Here is a 17,452-nt window from a genome sequence, read left to right as displayed (position 1 = left end):
ACTCGCTCTTATTTCTCGCTTATTTAGATTGGTTCACAATTTTCAACCGCTAACTAAATACTTTTAATCCGATAATACCGACAATAATTAATGCGACAAAAAACAATTTTAATTTACTACGACTTTCTCCTAAAAATAAAATGCCGTACCCAACCGTCAAAACAGAACCAATCCCTGTCCATACTGCATAAGCCACTCCTAATGAAACATATTCTATGGCTTGGCCTAATAAATAAATAGAAATTAAAATTGCGAATATAGAAAATAGCAACCAGCTTTTATTCCCATGATTTGCTTTTTCTAAACAAATAACAAAAATAAGCTCCATTAAACCAGCTGTTCCTAATAATAACCAACTCATTTACTTACCTCCTGATCTGTTAATTTCAAACCAGCAATCCCGATTAATAGTACAATTAAACTAACCAGCTTAAATAAATTCGTCGGTTCCTGAAAAACAACTAAATCTAAAACTGCCGTACCCGCTGTCCCAATCCCTGTAAAAACAGCATACGTAACGCCTATGCCAAATGTTTGTACGACAGATTCCAAGAGATACAAACTAATAAGTAATAAGATAACTGTCGTAACTCCCCAACCAAGCTGAGTGAATCCAGCACTCTTTTCTAAAGTGAATGCCCAAAGAATTTCAAGCAATCCAGCAATTAATAATTTTATAAATGCCATATTTTCCTCCTTAAACACAAAAAAGGCAACAAACTAACTTACGAGGCCTAAAAGTTAGTTTCTTGCGATCATCCGGCGATGTGTCTTTTTTATTTCCCTGAATTATACTCATACTCTATTTGAAAGTCAACTAGCAAAAAAACCGAAGCACTAGCTACTTCGGTATCTATGCTAAATTGTTTTTAAATAGATTTTTCTAATAATTAATTTATCAAATAAATGCGAATTATTATCATGCTCGGCAATAATCTCGGCAGTGACTGTTTTATTTTCTGTTTTTTTTCTTAATTGGTAGACAAGTTTACCCGTCTCATTTAATTCATGAATCATATCTACTACACCACCAAAACCTGTCTTTTTCGTAATAAAACCTAAAGCGACCATTCGTTCATCTACATTCTTAGCAGACATTGTTGATCCTGTAATCAACGCTTTACGTAAAGTATTAGAAAAATCTTCCATACCATTGACCGATACTTGTTCTGACTCCGGTTCACGTATCGATTGTTGCGTTGGACGTGCTCGCAATTCATGTAGTTCTTGCAGTAATGTTTCGTACTGCTCTTGCGTAAGCATCACGCCTGCGATTTTTTCACGATTAAATACATACACGGCAGTACCTGCTTCACGTGCTTGGCTAAATACGTCCATGGGAGACTTCTTCACTTCGGTTATTGAAGTTGTGGGAACTTCAAGCTTTTTCAGTTCCATTTTTTCCCCTCCTTGTCTTAACTTTCACATTATATCATAACTTTTCCTGTAGATTTCATTAGAATCGAAAAAACATGGCGAATTCCACAAACTATTCCTTCTTATTTTAACAAACATACGTTCGTATGTCTAGCAAAAAAAGACAGAGACATAAAATCCCTGTCTTTTCTATTAATCAATCGTCGTTTCATAACCAATTGCACTGACTTTTTCTGCAATTGCAGTGGCACTCGTTTGTGTTTCGTCAAATTTTACAACGCCCTGGCCTTTTTTCAAATGAATTTTTATTTTTTGAACCCCAGGTAATTCATTGATTGCTGTTTCAACGCGATTTGCACAATGGTCACAGCTCATCCCTTTAATCACAAATTTTTGTTTCATTGATGCTCCTCCTTCTTGCATTCACACTGTCCAGGAATACAATTACAAGTAATTTTTTTTACAGGTTGTTTTGTTGTTAAAACCTCTTGAATGGCTTGAATATCTGCTGAAGTTAGTTCAACTTCGGTAATTAAATCGGCAATTGTTTGACCAATTTTACGTGCACAAATATGTGAAAAAAGATTTTCTGTTGCACTACGAACGGTTTCTGTTTCACTAACTTTTGCAGAATAAAGAAATTTTTTACCTTCTCGTTCTGTCTGTAAAACGTCTTTTTTTACTAATCGCCCTAATAAAGTTTTAATTGTTGCGATTTTCCACCCTTTTGACTCACTTAGAAGTTCGTTAATGGTCGTCGCATCGATTTGTTCATTGTTCCAAATGACACGCATCACTTCCCATTCAGAATCACTAATTTTTACGGGTTCATTGATTGTGGACATCAACATCCCTCCTTCTTATATAATTTACAACTGTAATCTTTTTTTGTCAAAAATAAACTCTCACTTTTTAAAAGAAAAAGATTTCAGAAGAGTAACTTCTGAAACCCATTTATGGTCGTTGCCATTTGAAGAAATACCATGAAAGAAAATCCATCAGCAGAAATAAACAGAAGCCAAAACTACTTAAAATTAAAATACCGCCATACATTGCTGGATAATCCATACGAGTCCAGGCATCCATAATGAAATAGCCCATCCCAAATTCCGTGCCATAATTTTCAGTGAAAAATAAAATAGAAATCGCAGTCCCTAATGAAATACGCGTGGAACTAAACATAGCTGGCAGCGTGGCTGGAAAAGTAATCGCAGAAAACCGTTGCCACCGCGTTGCTTTTAATCCATAGTAAACATCATAATAATGCTTTGGAATTTCTCTAACTGCATCACGAACCGAAATAGTTACTTGTGGCAGGACAATTAAAATAATCATCGTAATTTTCGAACCGTCTCCCAAACCACCAAGTAACATGACAATTGGTAATAATGCCATTTTAGGAATTGGATAGGTTAAGTAAATTAGCGGATCGAAAAATTGATTCCATTTTGGAAAGCTCCCCATGATTAATCCTAAACCAAAACCTCCTAAAATAGAGAAAAATATACCGACAATTACTCGATAAAAGCTTGCCTGTAAATGTTGAAACATTCCTTCGACAAATAATACTGGTATTCGTGCCAGAACTATTCCTGGCGATGGTAGTAATGGTTTTTGTAATATCAGACTTCCCAACCACCAAAGACCTAAAATCAACCCAACAGCTGCAATTGCTCCAATTAATTGACGAATACTTTTTTTCATCCTGCAATCTCCTTTCGCAACAATTTTGTCGTTTGAAAGAGACGTTCAGATTGTCGTTCGTCTGCCAGTTGTTGCTTTTCTTGGAAAGGTGATGTCATAATTTTCTTGATTCGGCCAGGATTAGATGCTAAAACAATCACTTCATGTGCCAATAATAAAGCTTCTTCAATGTCATGCGTTACAAAAACTGTTAAGCGCGGTGCTTGATACCAACTGTCTAAAAATAATTGTTGCGCTTTTTCCCTTGTAAAAGCATCTAAGGCAGAAAAAGGTTCATCCATTAGCAATAACTCACTATGACTGGCTAATCCACGCGTAATTGCTACTCGTTGCTTTTGTCCACCACTTAATTGATTGGGATACTTATCAGCAACAGCTGTTAAGTGCATTTGCTCAAACAATTGCTGAACAAACTGTTTATCTTCCTGTGTAAGTGCTCGACTTTGACTAATTTTTCTGCCTGCCAAAACCGCTTGTTTAGCAGTTTGCCAAGGAAGTAACCCATACTCTTGTGGAACAAGAGAAATGACGATATCTTTCGGATTTTTTTCTGCATACGTTAAAGTCCCTTCAGTTGGTTGCTTTAAACCTGCTAATAGTTGTAACAATGTTGTTTTCCCGGCTCCAGAAGCTCCAATTAACGCATAAATTTTCTGATCTTCCAATGTTAAAGAAACATCTTGCAAAATTGTTTTATCTTCAATCTCAAAAGAAACATTTTTTATTTGGAAATTTTTATTTAAAATAGACATCACTCAATACATCCTTTGGTTCAATCGACTCTTTCAAAATTCCTTTTTCTTTTGCCCAATCAAAAGCTTTAGCAATATCTTCTTCGGTTGCTTGACTTGCGTGTGGATATTCAGGAACTTGGATATTTTCTTTTAATTCTTCTGGGAAGCCAATCTCATCAATAAATAGTTGAATGTATTCTGATTTGTCATGTTCTTTCATCCAATCGACTGCTTCATTATACGCCTCATACATTCCTTGCAAAGCTTCTGATTTTTCATCAATTGCCTCAGTTGTAAAACACAAAACAAATGGATTAATCCCCACGCTACGTGTTGATCCTAAATTAGTCATACCTTTAGTCGTTGTCATCGTCACAAAAGGTTCTGGTAAAATTGCTGCTGCAGCTTGATTATTTTGCAATAATTCTACACGACTAGGTACTTGAGGAACATCCACGATTTTGACATCTGCCCCCGTCATTTTCGATTGAGCTAAAATTTGATCGACAGCATATTCCGGACCTTGATTTTTCAAAACAATCACTTCTTGTCCTTTTAAATCATCAACTGTTTTAGTTTCAGGTGCAGCAATCAAGTCAAATTGTCCAAAGGTTGAACTAGTAATTTTGACATCCATGCCCCCTTGCAAATAAGCTGCAACACCTACTAAATCAGCATTAATTCCATCAACTGTGCCTGCTTGAAAAGCTGCATCACGATCTTTACCGGACTTAAAGGTTTCTAATTCTATCGTAACTCCATGCTTTTTATCAAAACCTTGTTCATGTGCCACAATAAATGGCATATTATCGGTTGACGGCATGACACCAACTTTAACAGTTGATACGGTTTCCTCAGAGGCATCTGTTTTGTTTTCTCCAGATTTTCCACACCCCACTAAAAATAAAGTCATTAAGCTAAAACTTACAAGTATTCTTTTCATGCTAACAATTCCTTTCTGTTATTCTCAACTACTTATTTTACCACTATTTACTGGAAAAAAAGAAAAAACATTTACCTCTACAGATAAATGTTTTACTTCTTTTTAGACTTTCTCATTACTTCTTGTCGGTAACTACGATTCCCTAAAAATTTTAAGGTTTTCATTAACGGTTGACGATTTTCACCAACTAAACCAATTAATTCAATAAACAATTCTAAACCAAATGTTGTACTAATGATTAATAAAATAATCGCCCAATTACTTGCGTAGTTCATCAATAAAGCAATAAATGAAAAAACCATTGCCATTGCGTAAATTGTCAACACAGCTCCACGATGCGTAAATCCTAATGACAACAATCGATGATGTAAATGCATTTTATCTGCGGAAGAAATAGGCTGCTTATTAAACCGACGACGAATCATCGCATAAATGGTATCCGTAATTGGTACCCCTAAAATAAACATTGGTGTTAAAACTGAGATAAATGTGGCATTTTTTAGCCCTTGAAGTGAAAAAACTGAAATCATAAACCCTAAAAATAAGGCACCTGTATCCCCTAGAAAAATGGTTGCCGGATAAAAATTATATGGAAAAAACCCAACAATGGCCGCAACCAAGGTAAAGATTAAAATAGCTAAGATAACCCCATTACTAGGTAAAAAGAAATAACTAACTAATCCCATAGTCACCAAAGCAATAATCGAAACACCCGAAGCCAAACCATCTAATCCATCAATTAAATTCACCGCATTGGTAATTGCTAAGATCCATAATAAGGTAACTGGGAAACTTAGCCAACCTAAGTTAAAGTAACCAACAAATGGAATGGAGACTGTACTGATTCGAATTCCAGCAATAAAATAAATTTCTGACGCTGCTAACGTTAGACCTAGCGTTTTTTGCATAGGCGTTAATTCAAACACATCATCCATTAATCCAGTTATGACAACAATCGTAGCTCCTAAAAGCATCGGCCAAATTCGATGAACATCTAACGTATCACTAAACTCCCATAAGACGGCAATGGAAAAAGAAAGGAAAATACTCAGTCCTCCCGCAGTAGGCATCGTTTTTTTATTAATACGCCGTTCACCTGGTTTATCCACTGCACCGATTTTAAAGGCAAGAAGCTTGATTAATGGTGTCAAAATGACTGAAAGAAGCATTGTCAAAAATAGTCTTACAATAAATTGAAATGTAAATCCCATTAGCTTTTCTCACTTTCATCATTCTTTTTGGACCAATGTTTTTTGAAGCCTTTTTTTACTTTGTCGACCGGTCCAGTACGCTCGACAACTTCACCGCCAACAAATTCTTCAACCACTGCATTGAGGATTCCGCCTAGCACAATGACTGTAGCAGCAAAGTTCAACCAGAGCATGAGGACAACAAAACTTCCGATAATTTGATAGCCGCTAACTCTCGCAGCAAAAAATTTTGCATACAAACCGAAAACTTGTGACAACAACATCCAACCAATTGTAGCAAAAACAGCACCTGGAAGAACTGATCGTAGCTGAACTTTCACATTTGGCGTAATCCAATAAATAACACTCATCAGTGCCATCATCGTTACAATTGTTAACGGCCATTTAACCGTTTGGAAAATATGAATGATATCGTCTGAAAATAGAAAAATTGGTTGTAACTGATCCAAAATTAGTTTACCTGAACCAACGACTATTGTCACTCCAACAATAGCAATTAATAACAATATGATGACAAAAATCGATACAATACGAACAATAATAAAATTGCCTCTTTCTTCCACACCATATGCTTTATTCATTGCTTTTTGCAAAGCATTGATACTTTGACTTGCTGACCATAATGTAGCAATTGCCGAAATAGACAACAGGCTACCTGAAGCTTGTGTTAAAAGATCTTTAATTGCAGGACCTAAAAAATCATAGACTGGCTCTGGAATCACCTCTTGAATATAAGGCAATACTGTATTGGGATTAATTTGTAAAAATGGCAACAAGTTCCCCACAGCAATCAGCAATGGAAACAATGAAAGCAATAAATAATACGCAACAACAATCGAGCTGGTACTTAATTCTGAATCAGTCACTCTTGTTTGTACGGTTTGAATAAAGCGTGTCACCTCTTTATTCGTTCGGAATTTTTTTAGTCCATTCATCGCCTGCTCCTTTTTAGTAGGTATTTTCTTCACCTTGAGAAGTCAAAATACGTGGACCTTCTTTAGTAATTGCCAAACTATGTTCATACTGACAACTTAAACCACCATCTAAAGTATAGGCTGTCCAACCGTTTGGATCCATTTTCATTTTCCATGTTCCTGTATTAATCATTGGTTCGATTGTGATAACCATACCTTCTTTTAAGCGTAAGCCTTTTCCAGCTTCACCATAATGAGGAACTGCTGGACTTTCATGAATAGTAGGACCAATTCCATGTCCGATAAAATCACGGACTACACCATAACCTTCACCTTCTGCATACGTTTGAATCGCATGTCCGATATCCCCAATTCGATTACCAACTTGTGCTTGTTCAATCCCTAAGTATAAAGCTTTTTTAGTTACTTCCATTAGTTTTTTTACTTCTGGTGTTGGTTCCCCGACTGCATAAGACCAACAAGAGTCCGAAATAGCACCCTTTAGGTCAATACACATATCTACTTTAATCAAATCGCCTTGTTTCAAGACTTTTTTTCTTGGAAAACCATGACAAATTTCATTATTGATACTACAACATGTAGCATATTTGTAACCTTCAAAGCCAATTTGAGCGGCAATACCACCATGACTTTCAATATAGTCACGAACAAAAACTTCAATGTCCCAGCTTGTAATTCCTGGTTTAATAAATGTGCGCAATTGTTTATGAACATCTGCTAATAAAGCACCTGATTCTGCCATACGATCTATTTCTCTTTGTGATTTTAATGTAATCATTCTTCTTATCCCCTTTGTTGAAATCTTATCTATTTTACCATAGGAAGGAACTTTTTTCCAAATTCCTTCTATCCAGTTTAACCGATAGTTTCCATAAGGCATTTATTTTGCTATAATCAACCTAACAGATAAGTTTTAAAATATAATGGAGGATATTATGACCTTAGCAAAAATTATTTATGCAAGCATGACTGGAAACACCGAAGAAATTGCTGATATCGTTGCTGAAACAATGGAAGATATGGGCATTGAAGTTGAAATAGATGAATGTACACAAGTTGATGCGTCTGATTTTGAAGCTGCTGATATCTGTGTTGTTGCTACATACACATATGATGATGGACACTTACCTGATGAAATCATGGATTTTTATGATGATTTATTAGAAATAGATTTATCAGGAAAAATCTTTGGTGTTTGTGGATCTGGTGATACCTTTTATGATTTCTTCTGTAAAGCAGTAGACGACTTTGAAGAAGCTTTCATAAAAACAGGTGCTGTCAAAGGTGCTGAGAATGTTAAAGTTGATTTAGCTGCTGAAGAAGAAGATATTCAAAATCTTGAAGCATTTGCTAAATCTTTAGTTGAAAAAATTTAAAAAAGAACGTCGTGTGCTGTAATGACCCCAAAAGTTAGACCAAAAAAATCTAACTTTTGAAGGTCGCTTCACTTACGACGTTCTTTTTTTATGGACGTAACGTTTTGAATGAAAGATCTAATGGGCGGTTTTGAGTTCGCATCATATCAAATGAGTCTTCCAACAATTCAATAATTTCTTCTTTGGATGGTGTAATAATATTTGAAGAAGTCAACGCTGCTACACCAGAAACAACAATCCAAAAACCTGTATAAAGTGAAAATAATTTTTCCTTGGTCAGTTCTTCATATTCAGTTCCCTTAATAACGGTATTATAAAAATAATCGTACGAATATTCCTCTAATTCAGCAATTTCTGTTTCACCTTCTAAATAAAGAGCTTTATATAATTGTTTCTCTTCACTCGCAAATTCAATGTAGTTAATTCCCAAATCAACTAATTTATTCCCGGTTACCTCTTTATTCAATAATTTCGTCGAAAGTTTTGTAATGATTTCTTTGACTAATACTTTTTTCAATTCATCCATATTTTTAAATTCTAAATAAATAGGTTGAGTTGAACATTTCATTTTAGCTGCAATATTTCGAGCAGTAAAACGGGAAAAACCTTCTTTTGCAACAACTTCATAAGCAGCATTCAGTATTTGATCTCTTGTGATAGTTTTTTTTCTTGCCATAGTCTCCGGTCTCCTTACATTAATATATACCGCTTTCACAATTATGTTTTGTTCATTTTAACATGTTTTCTAAATAATTCAAAATTCAGTCTATTTTCTTTACAATAAAAAAACAAATTTTATTCTTTTTTAATAACTTCTATTTTTTTTAGTCTCATCACTTTCTAAATTGTGTTGATTTTTAGTTAGTGTTATTATTAAAACAGATAACTTTTAGGAGGAAAAACAATGGTTCTAGTAAATTTTAATGAAAATCTTGAAAAATATGCCCGATTAATTGCTGAAGTGGGTGTCAATGTACAAGAATCGCATACAGTGGTTTTACAAATTAGTGTTGAACAAGCCCCTTTAGCTCGTTTAATTACTAAAAATGCTTACGAATTAGGTGCAGCAGAAGTTATTGTTCAATGGTCAGACGATACGATTCAAAAAGAATTTTTAACTCATGCGGCAGAAGATCGTCTCTCTACCATTCCACAACATAAAATTGATCAAACAGAAGATTGGATTGAAAAAGGCGCCAGTCGAATTAGTGTCGTTTCTTCTGATCCTGGATCATTAGCAGGCGTTGATTCTGAACGCGTTGCTACTTATCAATTAGCTGCTGGCAAAGCAATGCACAAATTGCGCATAGCTACTCAATCAAATAAAGTAAGTTGGACAGTCGTTGCAGCAGCTGGTAGCGAATGGGCAAAAAAAGTTTTCCCTGATTTATCAGCTGAAGAAGCACAAGATGCTTTATGGGATCAAATTTTCAAAACAACACGTATTTATACAGAAGATCCTGTTGCTGCATGGAAAAAACATGACGAAACACTACAAGAAAAAGCCAATGAATTAAATGCAGAACAATTTGATTCATTACATTATACAGCTCCAGGAACTGATTTAAAGATTGGTTTACCAAAAAATCACCTGTGGGAAGGTGCTGGTAGTTTCAATGCACGTAACGAAAAATTCATGGCAAATATGCCTACAGAAGAAGTCTTTACTGCTCCTGATAGTCATCGTGTAGACGGAGTTGTATCAAGTACAAAACCATTAAGTTATGCTGGTACAATTATTTCAGGAATGAAATTTACATTCAAAGATGGGAAAGTTGTTGATTTTTCTGCCGAACATGGCGAAGAGGTCTTAGCTAAATTACTAGATACTGATGAAGGCGCACGACGCTTAGGTGAAGTTGCTTTAGTTCCAGATCCCTCCCCTATTTCTCAATCAGGGATTATTTTCTTCAACACATTATTTGATGAAAATGCCTCAAATCATTTAGCATTTGGTTCAGCATATGCATTCAATTTACAGGGTGGTACAGAAATGACCGAAGAGCAATTGATTGAAGCTGGGTTAAATCGTAGTCAGACACACGTTGATTTTATGGTTGGTTCAGCAGAAATGAACATTGATGGTATTCGTAAAGATGGAAGTACAATGCCAATTTTCAGAAATGGGGATTGGGCATAAAAACCAAAAAATAAAAGCAAAAATGATTGCTTCATTTTTGCTTTTATTTTTTTTTGAATATTTTCTTTATGTTCTCAATCATTTTGCATAGTAAAAAGGGAGAAATTTTGATAGAATTTACTTCATATAGAAGGGATGATTCATAATGACACCTAATCGTGAAGATTATCTAAAACTGATTTTAGAACTTGGTGGCGACCAACAACAAATCAGCAATAAAAAAATTGTATCTGGCTTAGCCATTTCTGCTGCTTCTGTCAGTGAGATGATTTCTAAACTTGTTAAAGAAGGGTTAGTCAAACATACTCCTTATCAAGGTGTACAATTAACCACTGCTGGTTTAGAAAAAGCGAGCTCGCTAATTCGCAGACACCGATTATGGGAAGTATTTCTCGTGGAACACCTCAATTATTCTTGGAATGAAGTTCATGATGATGCCGAGGTTCTTGAACATGTCACTTCAGACACACTTGCTCATCGCCTTGAAACTTACTTGAACCATCCAGAATATTGTCCCCATGGTGGCATGATCCCGAAAGAAACACAAACAATCCATGAGAAAAAAAGAGAAACACTTAGCACCTACTCAAAAGGCACTCGTGTAAAAATAGCCCGTGTTCTTGATGAACGTGAGTTACTGGATTATCTTGTTTCTATTGATTTGAAGTTACACGAAGAATATGAGATCATTGATGTTGCTGCTTATGAAGGGCCAATTACGATTCAAAATGAAGAAAAGACTTTAGCCGTCAGCTACAAGGCAGCTAGCACAATATTCGTTGATAAACTATAAGGAGTGATCTAAATGAACGAAAAAAAGGTTTTGTTTACAATTTTTGGTGCGACAGGTGACTTAGCCCAAAGAAAGCTATACCCTTCTTTATTCCGCTTGTACCGCAAAGGTGATTTGGTTGAATCATTTGCAGTTATTGGTACCGCGCGTCGCCCTTGGAGTAATGAAGTTTACCGTGATATCGTAAAAGAAACAATTGCTGGTTTAAATCCAACACCAGAGGAATCCGAAGCATTCTCTTCTCATTTTTATTATCAGTCACATGATGTACAAGATACTGAACATTATGATACTTTAAAAAAATTATCCGATGAATTAGACGAAAAATATCAATTAAATGGTAATCGTTTATTTTACTTAGCGATGTCACCTAACTTTTTTGGTACGATTGTTGCCCATTTAAAATCACAAGGCATGCTGGATGTAGCTGGCTATCATCGTGTCATTATCGAAAAACCATTTGGAACAGACTATGAAACAGCACGACAATTAAATGAAGAAATTGCAACCGTATTTAATGAAGAAGATATTTATCGTATTGATCATTACTTAGGAAAAGAAATGGTACAAAACATTTCAGCTATTCGTTTTGCAAATAACTTTTTCGAGTCAATGTGGAATAATCGTTTTATTGATAATATCCAAATTAACATTGCCGAAGATTTAGGTGTCGAAGAACGTGGTGGCTATTATGAAAAAAGTGGTGCTTTAAAAGACATGGTACAAAATCATATTTTACAAGTGTTAGCACTTTTAGCGATGGAACCACCTGTAGCCTTTTCTGAGAAAGATATTCGTTCAGAAAAAATTAAAGCATTAGAAGCAGTTCGAGTGTATACACCTGAAGAAGTTACAAAAAACTTTGTTCGTGCTCAATACAGTGCCGGTAGGTTCAAAGACGAGGAATTTGTTGGTTATAAAAATGAATTAAATGTTGATCCAAATTCTGAAACAGAGACTTTTGTTGCTGGTAAATTCGTGATTGATAACTTCCGTTGGTCGGGAGTTCCATTCTATGTACGTACAGGAAAACGCCTAACAGAAAAAGGCACACGTATCAATATCGTCTTCAAACAAGTACCAGTCAATGTCTTCAAGTCAGCAATTGGAACAAAAAGTGAACAAGAACTAGCACCTAATGTATTAACTATCTACATCCAACCAACAGAAGGTTTCTCTTTATCTTTAAATGGTAAAGAAGTTGGACCTGGTTTCAATATGTTGCCAATTCATTTAGAACATCGAAACAGTTCAGAAGTAATGTCAAATACTCCTGAAGCTTACGAAAAATTAATGCTTGATGCACTGAATGGTGATGGAACAAACTTTACTCATTGGGATGAAGTCGCACAATCATGGCGTGTAGTAGACGTGATTCGTCAAACGTGGGACCAAGATCATTCTGTCCTACCTCAATACTCAGCACGTACCATGGGTCCTAAAGAAGCTTATGATTTATTAGAAAAAGATGGTTTCGAATGGATTTGGACACCTGATGAATGGTATCGTGAACGTAACTTATTAGACTAAGCAAAAAAGACATGATGGTAAATAATCATCATGTCTTTTTTTAACTTTCTATCCGATTAACTTAAACATCAGTAACTGGATATTTTTATCTATGTTACACCGTTACATTTATAATTATTTTGTTTCAAATCCTTCTGTTACAGCTTCTGGAAATTCTTTTGCCACAACTTCTGCACAATGTGAACATAATGTTGGTAACTCTTCATGAGAACCAATGCTATTTTTTACTTGACGACAACGTTCGCAAACTTCACCCTCTGCTTTTTCCACTAAAATCGCAACATTTTCAAAGTGTTGCGCTTGCTCAGGAACTTCTGAACCTGCTGCTTTCACTTCAAAGAAATCAGGAGAAACGATTAACAGTTGTGCTAGATTCGTATCCACTGCTGTTAGAAGTGTTTGGACTGTTTCTGATGGATAGATTGTTACTTTCGCTTCTAATGATTTACCGATTAGTTTTTCATTACGAGCTACTTCTAAAGCTTTTAAGACATCATCACGGAAGTCCATGAAAGCAGTCCAAGTATCTAATAATTCTTCTTGATTTGGAAATTCTTGATATTCTGGGAATTCTGCTAATTGGACATAGTCTTCTTCTTCTTTTAAGTGTGACCAAATTTCTTCCGCTGTATGTGGAATAATTGGTGTTAATAATTTTGTTAATGCAACAGCAGTTTGATAGAATACTGTTTGCATGCAACGACGTTGATAATCATCTTCCGCTTCGATATAGACCACATCTTTTGCAAAATCTAAATAGAATGAAGACAATTCAACTGTTAGAAAGTTCATTACTGTACGATAAATGTGTAAGAAGTTATACTTCTCATAACCTTTTTGACGAATTTCTTTAATGACTTGGTTTAAACGAACCGTCATATATTTATCAACAGAACGTAAATCTTCAAAAGCCACACTGTCTTTTGGATCAAAATCAGATGTATTGGCTAATAAGAAACGCATAGTATTACGGATTTTACGATATACTTCTGACACTTGATTTAAGATATCCATAGATACTCGAACATCTGCTTCATAATCTACACTACTTACCCATAAACGTAAGATATCGGCACCCATCTGATTAATAACCTTTTCAGGAGCGATCGTGTTTCCTAGAGACTTACTCATTTTACGACCTTCACCATCTAAAGTAAAACCTTGAGATAACACAGATTTGTAAGGGGCAACTCCATTAATCGCTACACTAGTTGTAATACTTGAATTGAACCATCCACGATATTGGTCAGAACCTTCAAGATACATATCCGCAGGGAAAGTTAAGTCTTCTCTTTGACGTAAAACAGCTTCATGGGAAGAACCTGAGTCAAACCATACGTCCATAATATCTGTTTCTTTTGTAAATTCACCATTTGGCGAACCAGGATGTGTAAATCCTTCTGGTAATAAATCTTTCGCTTCACGTTCGAACCAAATATTTGAGCCATGTTCTTCAAATAGGTTTGCTACATGTTCAATTGTTTCTGGTGTGATAATTTCTTCACCGTTTTCAGCATAAAAAATTGGTAACGGTACTCCCCAAGCACGTTGACGAGAAATTACCCAATCGCCGCGATCACGAATCATATTGTATAGACGTGTTTTCCCCCAAGGAATGATCCAGTCTACTTTTTCAATTTCATCCAAGATATTTTGACGGAATTTATCAATCGATGCAAACCATTGTGGTGTTGCACGATAAATTACTGGTTTTTTCGTACGCCAGTCATGAGGATAACTATGCGTGAAGAAATCTAGTTTTAATAAGGCATTTTTTTCTTTTAATAAATCGGTAATCATTGGATTTGCTTTATCATAAAAAACCCCTTCAAAACCTGGTGCTTCATCTGTAAAACAACCGCGGTTATCAACAGGTGAAATAACTGGCAAACCATATTTTTTACTTACAATATAGTCATCTTCCCCGTGTCCAGGAGCTGTATGAACCAAGCCAGAACCTGCATCTAATGTTACGTGATCACCAAGCATCACTAATGATGTACGATCGTAGAATGGGTGTTGACCCGTCATATTTTCTAATTTTTCACCTGAAATTTCTTGTAAGACTTCTACTGTTTCCCAGCCAATTGCTTCTTGAACCGTTTTTAATAAATCTTTTGCTACAACAAATTTACGACCATCTGCTTTAATTTGAACATACATATACTCTGGATTAACAGAAATCCCTAAGTTTGCTGGTAAAGTCCATGGTGTAGTTGTCCAAATAATAAATGATGTATCTTCATCTAATAGCTCTTTACCATCAGCAACTTTGAAGGCAACATAGATTGAAGGCGATTTTACATCTTGGTATTCAATTTCAGCTTCTGCTAATGAAGATTCACTTGATGGTGACCAATAGATTGGTTTTAATCCCTTATAGATATAGCCATTTTCAGCCATTTTACCAAACACACGAATTTCTGCTGCTTCGTAATCAGGGGTTAATGTGATATATGGATTATCCCAATCACCTGCTACACCTAAACGTTTGAAATCACTTCTTTGTGTATCAACTTGCGTTAACGCATAGTCATAACATTTTTGACGATATTCTGCCATGTCCATTTCTTTACGTTTAACACCTTTTTTAGCTAACACTTGCTCAATAGGTAAACCATGCGTATCCCATCCAGGTACATAAGGTGCTCGGAAACCAGACATAGATTTTGAGCGAACAATAATATCTTTACTAATTTTATTTAATGAATGTCCGATATGAATATTTCCATTAGCATAAGGAGGGCCATCATGTAAGACAAAGGTTGGTTTTCCTTCATTTAACTTTTGACGTTGCCCATAAATATCTTTTTCTTCCCAGTCTTTTTGCCATTCTCCTTCACGGTTTGGCAAATTTCCACGCATTGGAAAACCTGTTTTTCCAAGATGAAGCGTTTCTTTCATTTTCATTATTGGTTGCTCCTTTTCTTATATTAAATTTGGATAAATGCCAACAAAAAAACGTTCATCCCTAATCGCATAGGGACGAACGTATCGTGGTACCACCCAAAGTTTAAAAACAAAATTTGTTTTTCTCTAGTAATCGTTAACGAGATTAACCGTTGATTTTTACTATAAATTCAAAATCAAGATATGTAGATGATCTAGCAAATTACAGGGTTTTGACGGGCTTCCACTATCTCCGTTTCGCTTAAAAAATGTAATTGGCTTTTCTGTTCTACTTACTATCGCTTATTTATTTTCTTCAGAAACTTTGACAACTTTTCCACTTGCTTCCACAATCGAAATGTCCTCATCTGAATGATTTTCTGCTTCTTCTGAGTTTACTTCAGAAGTATTTTCAATGTCAAGTTCTTTAGATAAGACTTCACGAATAACTTCATGCTCTTCTTGAACATAACTTGAAAATGGTGCCAAAATTTCGTCCCATTCTGGACTTTTAACTTGTTCTAATTGAGCTTGCAACATAACCAATAAGTTATTGTGGAAGACTCTAGTTTTAGATTTCAAATCATTTGTTTCTGTTGCTAATTGACGTGCACGAGCAGTCGCATCAGTCAAAATATCTTTTGCTTTCAATTCAGCTGCCGCAGTTAATGCTGCTGCACGTTTTTCTGCTGTCGTTACTAATTCGTCTGCTTTATTTTGTGCAGATGTAACGATTACTTCAGATTCTTTACTTGCACTTGTTTTAACTTTATCAGCCGTATCTTGTGCCACAATGATTGATTGATTTAAAGCATCTTTTAATTCATTAAAGTACTCTAGTTTTTCTTCTGCATGACGTAATGATTTTTCTAGTTCACGATTTCTTTGTGTGACATCTTCATAATCTTTAACTACAATCTCTAAAAAATCGTCGACTTCATTTTTTTCATATCCACGCATTTTTACTGCGAAACTTTTATTTTGAATATCTAATGGAGTTAATGCCATATTTATACACCTCTTTATAGTTATTTACGTAATACACCGAGCAATAAACGAATTTTTTCTTTCTTTGTGGCTCCCTCTAATCCTTGAATTTGTAATCGACCAAATCCACGAATTGAAACAATATCCAACAAATCAAGTATAAAATCAGGTCGCACGGTTTCCGTCCAATTGACTTTTATTTTTCCTGACTCAATTAATTGCTTTGATCGTTGACGAGAAATATTAAATACACTGGAAATAACCGTATCTAGTCGTAAAGAACTAACAGTGGTTCGTTCTTCTGACCAACCGTCTTTCGGTATTAAAATTTGCGTATAATCTCGGTTTTCTAGCCTTACACTAACGTTACCCATCTTAGTAACTTGTAATTCTACAAAAGAGTGGACCTCTTTAGCAACAAAAACTTGCCAAGCATCCCCATCAGAAATAATATCTCCAAAAAATTCACGCTTAACACCTGTACCTATAAGCGTACCTAAAATTTTCCCATGACTTAATGTTGTAAATTTTTTTGGGTAGCTAATTTCATATAAAACAATATCAAATTCTTCTTGTGTAGGTTCATAATAGTCTGGAAATATTAAACAGCGTGTTCTTTCAGCAGCTTCATATCCTCCAAAAAATTGGAACTTCAAATCTGATGTTTGACGAACAAGTGATTCTAAAATATAGGCTTGCCTTGGATCTAAAAACTCAGTTAACACAGGTGCATACTGCATCGTTACTTGCTCAATCCATTGTTCTACAGTATCAATAAAAGGGTGTTCATCGGCTCGAAAATGTTGATAGACATTTGCGTTCATCGATTCTCA

19 protein-coding genes and 1 other annotated feature are annotated in these 17,452 nt (G+C 35.3%); of the genes, 4 read left to right on the top strand and 15 right to left on the bottom strand.

What is annotated here, in order from left to right; genetic code table 11:
- Window positions 1–49: 49 nt before the first annotated feature.
- The 11 genes from AC4BC5_RS11030 to map form a co-directional block, all read right to left on the bottom strand.
- Window positions 50–361 (bottom strand): DMT family transporter, encoded by a 312-nt coding sequence (locus tag AC4BC5_RS11030; RefSeq protein ID WP_490495439.1) that lies wholly within the window; start codon window positions 359–361, stop codon window positions 50–52.
- Entirely contained in the window at window positions 358–687 is a 330-nt protein-coding gene (locus AC4BC5_RS11025) for a DMT family transporter (protein WP_490495438.1), read from the bottom strand. Before AC4BC5_RS11025 ends, AC4BC5_RS11030 begins: the two co-directional genes overlap by 4 nt.
- Before the next feature lie 171 nt (window positions 688–858).
- Entirely contained in the window at window positions 859–1,398 is a 540-nt protein-coding gene (locus AC4BC5_RS11020) for a type II toxin-antitoxin system Phd/YefM family antitoxin (RefSeq protein ID WP_490495437.1), read from the bottom strand.
- Window positions 1,399–1,569: 171 nt separating this feature from the next.
- Window positions 1,570–1,779, bottom strand: a complete 210-nt coding sequence (gene copZ, locus AC4BC5_RS11015; protein ID WP_490495436.1) for a copper chaperone CopZ — start codon at window positions 1,777–1,779, stop codon at window positions 1,570–1,572.
- A complete protein-coding gene (locus AC4BC5_RS11010; RefSeq protein WP_490495435.1) occupies window positions 1,776–2,222 on the bottom strand; it encodes a CopY/TcrY family copper transport repressor in 447 nt (148 codons plus the stop codon). The genes copZ and AC4BC5_RS11010 overlap by 4 nt, the downstream gene beginning before the upstream one ends.
- A 109-nt stretch (window positions 2,223–2,331) precedes the next feature.
- A complete protein-coding gene (locus AC4BC5_RS11005) occupies window positions 2,332–3,081 on the bottom strand; it encodes an ABC transporter permease (RefSeq protein WP_490495434.1) in 750 nt (249 codons plus the stop codon).
- Window positions 3,078–3,833 (bottom strand): ABC transporter ATP-binding protein, encoded by a 756-nt coding sequence (locus AC4BC5_RS11000; protein WP_490495433.1) that lies wholly within the window; start codon window positions 3,831–3,833, stop codon window positions 3,078–3,080. The genes AC4BC5_RS11005 and AC4BC5_RS11000 overlap by 4 nt, the downstream gene beginning before the upstream one ends.
- Window positions 3,817–4,758, bottom strand: a complete 942-nt coding sequence (locus tag AC4BC5_RS10995) for an ABC transporter substrate-binding protein (RefSeq protein WP_490495432.1) — start codon at window positions 4,756–4,758, stop codon at window positions 3,817–3,819. The genes AC4BC5_RS11000 and AC4BC5_RS10995 overlap by 17 nt, the downstream gene beginning before the upstream one ends.
- A 92-nt stretch (window positions 4,759–4,850) precedes the next feature.
- On the bottom strand, window positions 4,851–5,969 hold the full coding sequence (locus AC4BC5_RS10990; protein WP_490495431.1) for a glycosyltransferase family 4 protein: 1,119 nt from the start codon (window positions 5,967–5,969) through the stop codon (window positions 4,851–4,853).
- Window positions 5,969–6,904 carry a YihY/virulence factor BrkB family protein gene (locus AC4BC5_RS10985; protein ID WP_490495430.1) on the bottom strand — a complete coding sequence of 312 codons (936 nt, stop codon included), beginning with the start codon at window positions 6,902–6,904 and terminating at the stop codon, window positions 5,969–5,971. Before AC4BC5_RS10985 ends, AC4BC5_RS10990 begins: the two co-directional genes overlap by 1 nt.
- Window positions 6,905–6,917: 13 nt before the next feature.
- Window positions 6,918–7,682: a type I methionyl aminopeptidase gene (map, locus tag AC4BC5_RS10980; protein WP_490495429.1), complete on the bottom strand. Its 765-nt coding sequence runs from the start codon at window positions 7,680–7,682 to the stop codon at window positions 6,918–6,920.
- A 157-nt stretch (window positions 7,683–7,839) separates the two neighbouring features.
- On the opposite strand from map, the gene AC4BC5_RS10975 reads away from it, so the two are divergent.
- Complete coding sequence (locus AC4BC5_RS10975; protein ID WP_490495428.1) at window positions 7,840–8,280, top strand: flavodoxin; 441 nt, start codon at window positions 7,840–7,842, stop codon at window positions 8,278–8,280.
- Window positions 8,281–8,368: 88 nt separating this feature from the next.
- Here AC4BC5_RS10975 and AC4BC5_RS10970 read toward each other — a convergent pair whose 3' ends face one another.
- Window positions 8,369–8,956, bottom strand: a complete 588-nt coding sequence (locus tag AC4BC5_RS10970) for a TetR/AcrR family transcriptional regulator (protein WP_490495427.1) — start codon at window positions 8,954–8,956, stop codon at window positions 8,369–8,371.
- A gap of 228 nt (window positions 8,957–9,184) precedes the next feature.
- Here AC4BC5_RS10970 and AC4BC5_RS10965 point away from each other — a divergent pair, with 228 nt between their 5' ends.
- The 3 genes from AC4BC5_RS10965 (at window position 9,185) to zwf (ending at window position 12,743) form a co-directional block, all read left to right on the top strand.
- Window positions 9,185–10,420: an aminopeptidase gene (locus AC4BC5_RS10965; RefSeq protein ID WP_490495426.1), complete on the top strand. Its 1,236-nt coding sequence runs from the start codon at window positions 9,185–9,187 to the stop codon at window positions 10,418–10,420.
- A gap of 145 nt (window positions 10,421–10,565) precedes the next feature.
- A complete protein-coding gene (gene efaR, locus AC4BC5_RS10960) occupies window positions 10,566–11,213 on the top strand; it encodes a transcriptional regulator EfaR (RefSeq protein ID WP_490495425.1) in 648 nt (215 codons plus the stop codon).
- A 12-nt stretch (window positions 11,214–11,225) separates the two neighbouring features.
- On the top strand, window positions 11,226–12,743 hold the full coding sequence (gene zwf / locus AC4BC5_RS10955; protein ID WP_490495424.1) for a glucose-6-phosphate dehydrogenase: 1,518 nt from the start codon (window positions 11,226–11,228) through the stop codon (window positions 12,741–12,743).
- Window positions 12,744–12,857: 114 nt separating this feature from the next.
- Here the strand turns inward: zwf and ileS are convergent, their stop codons facing one another.
- The 3 genes from ileS to AC4BC5_RS10940 form a co-directional block, all read right to left on the bottom strand.
- On the bottom strand, window positions 12,858–15,653 hold the full coding sequence (ileS, locus tag AC4BC5_RS10950; protein ID WP_490495423.1) for an isoleucine--tRNA ligase: 2,796 nt from the start codon (window positions 15,651–15,653) through the stop codon (window positions 12,858–12,860).
- A 68-nt stretch (window positions 15,654–15,721) separates the two neighbouring features.
- Window positions 15,722–15,939 (bottom strand) — a binding site (T-box leader).
- Window positions 15,936–16,640, bottom strand: coding sequence for a DivIVA domain-containing protein (locus tag AC4BC5_RS10945; RefSeq protein ID WP_490495422.1), 705 nt, complete (start codon window positions 16,638–16,640; stop codon window positions 15,936–15,938). (Overlaps the previous feature by 4 nt.)
- A gap of 20 nt (window positions 16,641–16,660) precedes the next feature.
- Window positions 16,661–17,443: a YlmH family RNA-binding protein gene (locus tag AC4BC5_RS10940; RefSeq protein WP_490495421.1), complete on the bottom strand. Its 783-nt coding sequence runs from the start codon at window positions 17,441–17,443 to the stop codon at window positions 16,661–16,663.
- Between the last annotated feature and the right edge of the window lie 9 nt (window positions 17,444–17,452).

The sequence above is a fragment of the Enterococcus sp. AMC2644 genome (assembly GCF_058216475.1).
The sequence above is the reverse complement of the archived record's forward strand: the minus strand, read 5'-3'. Positions and strand labels throughout refer to the sequence as shown.

Excerpts from the sequence above, each read along its gene's own strand:
- AC4BC5_RS11030 (WP_490495439.1), bottom strand. The coding sequence starts at position 361 with ATGAGTTGGTTATTATTAGGAACAGCTGGTTTAATGGAGCTTATTTTT.
- AC4BC5_RS11025 (WP_490495438.1), bottom strand. The coding sequence starts at position 687 with ATGGCATTTATAAAATTATTAATTGCTGGATTGCTTGAAATTCTTTGG.
- AC4BC5_RS11020 (WP_490495437.1), bottom strand. The coding sequence starts at position 1,398 with ATGGAACTGAAAAAGCTTGAAGTTCCCACAACTTCAATAACCGAAGTG.
- copZ (WP_490495436.1), bottom strand. The coding sequence starts at position 1,779 with ATGAAACAAAAATTTGTGATTAAAGGGATGAGCTGTGACCATTGTGCA.
- AC4BC5_RS11010 (WP_490495435.1), bottom strand. The coding sequence starts at position 2,222 with ATGTCCACAATCAATGAACCCGTAAAAATTAGTGATTCTGAATGGGAA.
- AC4BC5_RS11005 (WP_490495434.1), bottom strand. The coding sequence starts at position 3,081 with ATGAAAAAAAGTATTCGTCAATTAATTGGAGCAATTGCAGCTGTTGGG.
- AC4BC5_RS11000 (WP_490495433.1), bottom strand. The coding sequence starts at position 3,833 with ATGTCTATTTTAAATAAAAATTTCCAAATAAAAAATGTTTCTTTTGAG.
- AC4BC5_RS10995 (WP_490495432.1), bottom strand. The coding sequence starts at position 4,758 with ATGAAAAGAATACTTGTAAGTTTTAGCTTAATGACTTTATTTTTAGTG.
- AC4BC5_RS10990 (WP_490495431.1), bottom strand. The coding sequence starts at position 5,969 with ATGGGATTTACATTTCAATTTATTGTAAGACTATTTTTGACAATGCTT.
- AC4BC5_RS10985 (WP_490495430.1), bottom strand. The coding sequence starts at position 6,904 with ATGAATGGACTAAAAAAATTCCGAACGAATAAAGAGGTGACACGCTTT.
- map (WP_490495429.1), bottom strand. The coding sequence starts at position 7,682 with ATGATTACATTAAAATCACAAAGAGAAATAGATCGTATGGCAGAATCA.
- AC4BC5_RS10975 (WP_490495428.1), top strand. The coding sequence starts at position 7,840 with ATGACCTTAGCAAAAATTATTTATGCAAGCATGACTGGAAACACCGAA.
- AC4BC5_RS10970 (WP_490495427.1), bottom strand. The coding sequence starts at position 8,956 with ATGGCAAGAAAAAAAACTATCACAAGAGATCAAATACTGAATGCTGCT.
- AC4BC5_RS10965 (WP_490495426.1), top strand. The coding sequence starts at position 9,185 with ATGGTTCTAGTAAATTTTAATGAAAATCTTGAAAAATATGCCCGATTA.
- efaR (WP_490495425.1), top strand. The coding sequence starts at position 10,566 with ATGACACCTAATCGTGAAGATTATCTAAAACTGATTTTAGAACTTGGT.
- zwf (WP_490495424.1), top strand. The coding sequence starts at position 11,226 with ATGAACGAAAAAAAGGTTTTGTTTACAATTTTTGGTGCGACAGGTGAC.
- ileS (WP_490495423.1), bottom strand. The coding sequence starts at position 15,653 with ATGAAAATGAAAGAAACGCTTCATCTTGGAAAAACAGGTTTTCCAATG.
- AC4BC5_RS10945 (WP_490495422.1), bottom strand. The coding sequence starts at position 16,640 with ATGGCATTAACTCCATTAGATATTCAAAATAAAAGTTTCGCAGTAAAA.
- AC4BC5_RS10940 (WP_490495421.1), bottom strand. The coding sequence starts at position 17,443 with ATGAACGCAAATGTCTATCAACATTTTCGAGCCGATGAACACCCTTTT.